The organism is Mesorhizobium sp. M1E.F.Ca.ET.063.01.1.1 (assembly GCF_003998155.1).
Classification (GTDB): domain Bacteria; phylum Pseudomonadota; class Alphaproteobacteria; order Rhizobiales; family Rhizobiaceae; genus Mesorhizobium.
The window spans coordinates 1-6,594 of sequence record NZ_RZSC01000313.1 but is presented as its reverse complement, the minus strand read 5'-3'; the positions used below and the strand labels follow the sequence as shown (position 1 = coordinate 6,594).

The window sequence follows — 6,594 nt, the reverse complement described above, 5'->3', positions numbered from 1 at the left end:
ATCACGCCGAGATCGCCAAGCGAAAGCGCCATGGCGAAGGCAAAGCCGGTCGCCAAGGGCCGCCTGAGCGACGGCCAATCGACCAGGCTCAGCCGGCTCCAGCCGGAAATGCCGAGCGCCAGGCAAAGCCGCTCATGGCGCTCGCTCGCCGCGTCGTAAGCGGGGCGAACGGCGCGGATGGCGAAAGGCATCGCCATCACCGCATTGACGGCGACGACCATGACGGGTGCGACGGCGAACACGTCCGTGAAGCCGCGCAAGGCCAGGAACCAGCCGGCGCCGACCACGATCGGCGGCACGACGAGCACGAAACCGGCGCCGGTGTCGGTGGCATGTTCGAGCAGCGACATGGCGCTGCCCTCGCGGCGCCGCAAGGCCAGCGCGCGCCGGGCCGCGATGAGCGAGAGCGACAGCGTCACCGAAAGCAGCGCCGAGAGGAAAGAGAGCGTGGCGCTGGTGAGCGTCGCACGGCGCACGGCCTCCTCGTCGGCCAGCCGGCCAAGGTCTGCGTCCAATCCAGCCAGCACGGTCGCCGCCATCGGTCCGGCGACGAACAGCAAGGCAAGTACGATCAGGCCGGCGTTCATCACCGTTTCAGCCTTGCCTGTCGCAAGATAGCGGCGCGGCGCTACCGGCAGATTGGCATCGCCGACCGTATTGGCGCCGAGCCGCGTGAGCAGAGCGACGATGACGAAGGTCAGGCCGATCTGCAGCAGCGTCAGCACCACCGCCCGGGCCGGATCGAAATCGAAGCGCAGCGCCTGATAGATGGCGACTTCCAAAGTCGTGGCGGCAGGTCCGCCGCCGAGCGTCAGCACGATGGTGAAGGAAGTGATGCAGAGCATGAACACCAGCCCGGCGACGCCCGGCAAGGCCGTGCGCAACGCCGGCCATTCGATCAACCGCAATGCCGGACAGGCGCCCATGCCGAGCTGGCTCGCCAGCCGCCACTGGTCGGCGGGCACCGTGCCCAACGCCTCGAGGAACAGGCGCGTGGCCAAGGGCAGGTTGAAGAAGACATGCGCGATCAGAATGCCGGACAGGCCGTAAATGCCAGGCCATTCACCGCTGCCGAACCTGACGAGAACGCCGGCAAAATAGCCGGCATGGCCGTAGAGCGCCAGCACACCAAGGGCGGCGACGATGGCCGGCAGCGCCAGCGGCACGGTGAAGAGCTGCAGGATCAGGCGACGCCCCGGAAAGCCCGGATGCCTGGACAGGGCGCGTGCCACCAGCAGCGCCGGCGCGACCGACAGCAGTGTCGACAGCAGCGCCTGCCAAAGCGTGAAGCGGGCGACGCGCAGGAGATAGCCGTCGAAGGCAGCGACAGCGCCGGATGGATCGTGCGCGCCTTCCAGCGCGAGGCCGGCGAAGGCGCCGCCGATGAGCAAGGCGATTGCCGCGAGGGCGATGACGCCAGCGCTGATGCGGGAGTCAGAGCGCGCGGGCTGCACGCGGCACCATCTGGGCGTGAGCTAGCCGACGCCGCGTTCCTTCGCGCCCCCCTCTGTCCTGCCGGACATCTCCCCCTCTAGGGGGGAGATTGGAAGTTCGAACGCCCCGCTCGGTCCTGCAACGTTTGAGATTGGCGAAAGTCGAGGTGACAGCCAATCTCCCCCCTTGAGGGGGAGATGTCCGGCAGGACAGAGGGGGGCGCCGTAGAGCAACCATCTTTCGAGAACTAGCCGGACTCTACTTGCTCATCGCCGCCAGCCACTCATCCACCCAGGCTTTGCGGTTGGCCGCGACCTCCTCGGGACTGAACAGCAAGGTCTTGGTCGGCTTCACCAGCTTGTCGAAGGCCGGATTGAGCGGCTTGTCGGTCTTGCCGGCCGGGAACATCCAGTTGGTCTCCGGGATGACGTCCTGGAATTTCGGCCCGGTCATGAAAGCGATGAACTTTTCCGCCAGCGGGTTCTTCGCGCCCGTCTTGGTGACGCCGGCGACTTCGATTTGCAGGTATTCTCCTTCCTCGAAGGACGCCGCCTGGTAGCGTTCGGTGTTCTCCGCCACCATGTGATAGGCCGGCGAGGTGGTGTAGGAGAGCACCATCGGCGCCTCACCCTTGGTGAACAGGCCGTAGGCCTCGCTCCAGCCCGGCGTCACGGTCAGCACCTTCTGCTTCAGCTTCGCCCAGGCTTCCGGCGCCTTGTCGCCATAGACCGACTTCACCCAGAGAAGCAGGCCGAGGCCCGGCGTCGAGGTGCGCGGATCCTGGATGACGATCTTGTCGGAGGCGCTGCCCTCGACTAGCTCCTTCAGGCTTTTCGGCGGGCTCTTCAGCTTCTCAGTGTCGTAGACGACGGCGAAATAGCCGTAGTCGAAGGGCACGAAGGTATCGTCGCTCCAGCCGCCGGGCACGTTGATGCCGGACACTTCGCCATGCGGCACGAACAGGCCGCTCGCCTTGGCGTCCGCCGTCAGGTTGGTGTCGAGGCCGAGCACGACATCGGCCTTGGTGCCGGCGCCTTCCAGCTTGACGCGATTGAGCAATGCCACGCCGTCGGCGACCGAGACGAATTCGAGGTCGCAGCCGCATTCGGCCTCGAATTCCTTCTTCACCGCGGGTCCAGGACCCCAGTCGGCGGTGAAGCTTTCATAGGTATAGACAGCGAGCTTGTCCTTCGCCTCGGCGGGCCCGAGACCCGCCAGCAGCGAAACCAAGCCGGTTGCGAGAATAAGCTGGGACCATAGTGAGCGCATCGGCGCCTCCTTCGTTCGTGTTAAAGGAATTGAGGCGTCGGATGGTCCGAGACGTCTAATCCCTCCGCCGGTACAAACCGGATCAGGTTCAGCGGGTTGGCTTTGTTGCCTCTCAGCCGGTTCGCGAAAGTCAGCGTCCGGCACCCCGTTAGAGCGCTTCGAGACATAGGCCCGGCCGAAGCGGCGCGCAAGCGGAAGTTGCCGGGCATCCAATGCATCACGGCTTACTCCGTAACGAGCGCCGTTCCGTTTGGATGCGCCCGGCTTCCGTTTCGCGGGCGGGGCTGGTAAGGGCGACGGCCATGGGCACATTCACCATCCTGCTTGGCGGCGAACTCGTCCGCACGCCTCGGCTCGATCGCCAGATCGAAGGCTCGCGCGTCATCGCCGCCGACGGCGGCATCGGCCATGCCCGCATGCTTGGCCTCGTGCCGGAGCTCTGGGTCGGCGATTTCGATTCGGTGCCCGCGGACCTGCCGGAGGATCTGGCCGCCGTGCCGCGCAAGATCTTCCCGGCCGAGAAGGACATGACTGACGGCGAGCTCGCAATCGCCGAAGCGCTCGCGCGCGGCGCCACCAGCCTGGTGCTGGCCGGCGCCTTCGGCGGCAGGCGCGCGGACCATGCCTTTCTGCATCTGGCGCTTGGGCTTCGGCTGGCCGAGGCCGGCACCAATATTCTGCTGACCAGCGGCGCACAGGAAGGTGTCCCCATCCTGCCGGGGAAACCAGCCGGCTTCGACTATGCCGACGGCACGCTGTTTTCGGTGCAGGGCTTCTCCGATCTCACCGGCCTGACGGTCACCGGCGCAAAATGGCCGCTCGATCGCGTCAAGGTGGCGTTCGGCTCCTCGCTCACTATATCGAACGAGGTCAAGGGACGGCTCGAGATCGCGCTCGAGCGCGGCCGGGCGCTGCTTCTGGCCCACCCTTATCCTCTTCCCGAAAGCTGACATGGCTCCGCCTCTTCTCAATCTCGACGGCATAAAACTGACCTTCGGCGGCACGCCGCTGCTCGACGGCGCGGCGCTCAGCGCCTCCGCCAGCGAGAAGATCGCGCTGGTCGGCCGCAACGGCTCGGGCAAGTCGACGCTGCTCAAGATCGCTGCCGGGCTGATCGAGCCGCAGGACGGCGAGGTCTTCCGCCAGCCTTCGGCGACGGTTCGCTATTTGCCGCAAATGCCCGACATGGACGGCTTCGCCAGCGTGCGCGCCTATGTCGAGGCGGGGCTGGGCCCGGCCGACGATCCGCATCGCGCCACCTATCTCATGGACCATCTCGGCCTGACCGGCGAGGAACGGCCGGACGACCTTTCCGGCGGCGAGGCGCGCCGCGCAGCCCTTGCCCGCGTCATGGCGCCGGAACCCGACATCCTTCTGCTCGACGAGCCGACCAACCATCTCGACCTGTCGGTCATCGAATGGCTGGAAGAGGAGCTTGCCCGCACCTCCTCGGCCGTCATCCTGATCTCGCACGACCGCCGCTTTCTCGAACGCGTCTCGCGCGCCACCGTCTGGCTCGACCGCGGCCAGACGCGGCGGCTGGACAGGGGCTTTGCGCATTTCGAGGAATGGCGCGACCAGGTGCTTGAGGAGGAAGAGCGCGAGCAGCACAAGCTCGGCCGCCAGATCGTGCGCGAGGAGCATTGGCTGCGCTATGGCGTGACCGCCAGGCGCAAGCGCAACATGCGCCGGCTCGGCGAGCTGCAGGCCATGCGCCAGCGTTTCCGCAGCCATCGCGGCGCCGAGGGCACGGCGACCATGGTGGCGAGCGATGCCGCCGAATCCGGCAAGCTGGTGATCGAGGCCAAGGCCATCGACAAAAGCTTCGGCGACCTCACCGTGGTCAAGGGTTTCTCGACCCGCATCCAGCGCGGTGACCGTGTCGGCCTGGTCGGGCCGAACGGCGCCGGCAAGACGACGCTGCTCAAGATGCTGACCGGCGAGCTGACGCCGGATGCCGGCTCCGTGCGGCTCGGCGTCAATCTGGAGATCGCGACGCTCGACCAGAAGCGCGAGGCCGTCGATCCGCAGGAGACGCTGGCGCACTACCTGACCGACGGGCGCGGCGAGAACCTTGTGGTCAATGGCGAGCAGCGCCATGTCGTCTCCTACATGAAGGATTTTCTGTTCAAGCCGGAGCAGGCGCGCACGCCGGTGCGCGAGCTTTCGGGTGGCGAGCGGGCGCGCCTGCTGCTCGCCCGCGTGCTGGTGCGGCCGGCGAACCTCCTGGTGCTCGACGAGCCGACCAACGATCTCGACATGGAGACGCTGGAACTGCTGCAGGAACTGGTCGCCGGCTTTGCCGGAACGGTGATCCTTGTCAGCCACGACCGCGATTTCCTCGACCGCACCGTCACCAGCGTGATCGCGCCCGACGGCAGCGGCCGCTGGATCGAGTACGCCGGCGGCTACTCCGACATGCTGGCGCAGCGCGGCGGCTCGAGGCTCGAGGAACGCAGAGCAAGGCCGAAGGCCGAAACCACCGACGCAAGCTCTGCGCCGAAAGGCGAGCAGGCGACCGCGAAAGGCCCGGCGAAGAAGCTTTCGTTCAAGCAGAAATTCGCGCTGGAATCCCTGCCGAAGAAGATCGAGGCGGTGACGGCCTCGATCTCGCGGCTGGAGAACAACATCGCCGACCCCTCCTTCTACGAGCGCGATCCGGTCTCGTTCCAGAAGACCATTGCCGCCCTCGACAAGGAGCGCACGACGCTCGCCGCACTTGAGGAAGAGTGGCTGGAGCTGGAGATGCTGCGGGAGGAGATGGAAGGGTGACGCGCTTGCTTGCGAGCTTCGTGGCGTTTTACGATACGCACGATCGGAGGCTCCAACATGCTTCGGCCCGGTTCCAGATCTGAGCGAAAATCAGTCAGACTCTCTATTGACTCTCGGCTGATCGAGGACGTCAAGGCATTGGGCATAGACATTTCCAGCATCGCCGAAGCGGCTATCGCGGCGGCGGTGTCAGCTGAAAAGACACGTCGATGGCAAGATGAGAATAGGGAAGCCATCGATAGCTGGAATGATTACGTCAGGCGCCACGGCCTGCCCTTGGCCAAGTACCGCCTGTTTTGATCCCGTAGCAGGTTTTGCGATCCTCCGGAAAAATCCGAGGATCGCCCCCCACCTCAACCCGACGTCTTCGTCGCCCAGGCCTTCAGCGCCTCATCAAAAACCTTCCCGCCGGGGATGCCCTTTTCCATGGTGAGCAGCGCACGGCGTCCGGTCTTGTAGACCACCGGCACGTCGATCCAATCCTGTCCCCTGAGCAGCGTCAGGTTCGCGTCCTCGTCGGCCTTGGTGTCGTTGAGCGCGACGAGGAAGAAGCCGTCGGCGATCTTGGCCGGGATGCCGATCAGCGGGCTGCCGGCATCCTGTTCCGAACTCTTCATGGCGATGCGCAGGATGTTGTCGACGCCGCCGCCGTCAAACCCTTCCGGCGTCAGGAAGATCATCTCGATGATGTGGCTCGCAGGCAGGGTCTGGTCGGTATTGCGCCGGATGGTCATCCTGAGCTGGATGTCCTTGCCCGGTATCGTCGCCTCGGCGCGGATCGCCGGCTCCGGCGGCAGGTCGCCGCCCGGCGATTCCTGCACCAGCGACCAGACGATGCTGCCGGGCTCGGCCGTGCCCTGCTGCGTGCTGGTGCGCTCCTCATAGAAGATCGCCTTCTGGCCGACCGGCACCGTCGCTTCGGCCGTCGCGGGCGCGGGCGTGGTCCCAGACGCGGGTGGCGTGGTGCCGGCCGCCGGCGGTGTCGTCCCCGCGGCAGGAGGCGTAGCGCCGGCAGCCGGCGCGGGCGGATTGGCCGCGGCATCGGCCGGCGCCGGCGGCGTTGCGCCCGGCGTTTGAGCGGCCGCGCCCGGCGGCGTGCCGGCAGCGGGCGGGGTCGTC

General features: G+C 66.6%; 5 protein-coding genes, 1 pseudogene and 1 riboswitch. Of the genes and pseudogenes, 3 read left to right on the top strand and 3 right to left on the bottom strand.

The genetic code is table 11. The annotated features are described in order from the left end of the window. The coding region (locus tag EOA29_RS20885) for an ABC transporter permease subunit (RefSeq protein ID WP_127221391.1) at positions 1 to 1,454 on the bottom strand (1,454 nt) is incomplete at its 3' end. A gap of 238 nt (positions 1,455 to 1,692) precedes the next feature. After that, on the bottom strand, positions 1,693 to 2,703 hold the full coding sequence (gene thiB / locus EOA29_RS20875) for a thiamine ABC transporter substrate binding subunit (protein ID WP_126091463.1): 1,011 nt from the start codon (positions 2,701 to 2,703) through the stop codon (positions 1,693 to 1,695). A 42-nt stretch (positions 2,704 to 2,745) separates the two neighbouring features. Then, a riboswitch (TPP riboswitch) is annotated at positions 2,746 to 2,861 on the bottom strand. Between the two features lie 144 nt (positions 2,862 to 3,005). On the opposite strand from thiB, the gene EOA29_RS20870 reads away from it, so the two are divergent. Genes EOA29_RS20870 through EOA29_RS20860 form a run of 3 tightly spaced genes read left to right on the top strand, consistent with a single transcriptional unit; the run spans position 3,006 to position 5,775 of the window. Further along, positions 3,006 to 3,653, top strand: coding sequence for a thiamine diphosphokinase (locus EOA29_RS20870; RefSeq protein ID WP_126091462.1), 648 nt, complete (start codon positions 3,006 to 3,008; stop codon positions 3,651 to 3,653). Position 3,654: 1 nt separating this feature from the next. Beyond that, positions 3,655 to 5,475 carry an ABC-F family ATP-binding cassette domain-containing protein gene (locus tag EOA29_RS20865; RefSeq protein WP_126091461.1) on the top strand — a complete coding sequence of 607 codons (1,821 nt, stop codon included), beginning with the start codon at positions 3,655 to 3,657 and terminating at the stop codon, positions 5,473 to 5,475. 57 nt (positions 5,476 to 5,532) lie between these two features. Next, the gene (locus EOA29_RS20860; protein ID WP_126091460.1) at positions 5,533 to 5,775 is read left to right on the top strand and encodes a type II toxin-antitoxin system CcdA family antitoxin; all 243 of its coding nucleotides are present in this window, start codon (positions 5,533 to 5,535) and stop codon (positions 5,773 to 5,775) included. A gap of 53 nt (positions 5,776 to 5,828) precedes the next feature. On the opposite strand, the pseudogene EOA29_RS20855 reads toward EOA29_RS20860, so the two are convergent. Continuing rightward, positions 5,829 to 6,594 (bottom strand): annotated as a pseudogene (locus tag EOA29_RS20855) (hypothetical protein); the annotation flags it as partial.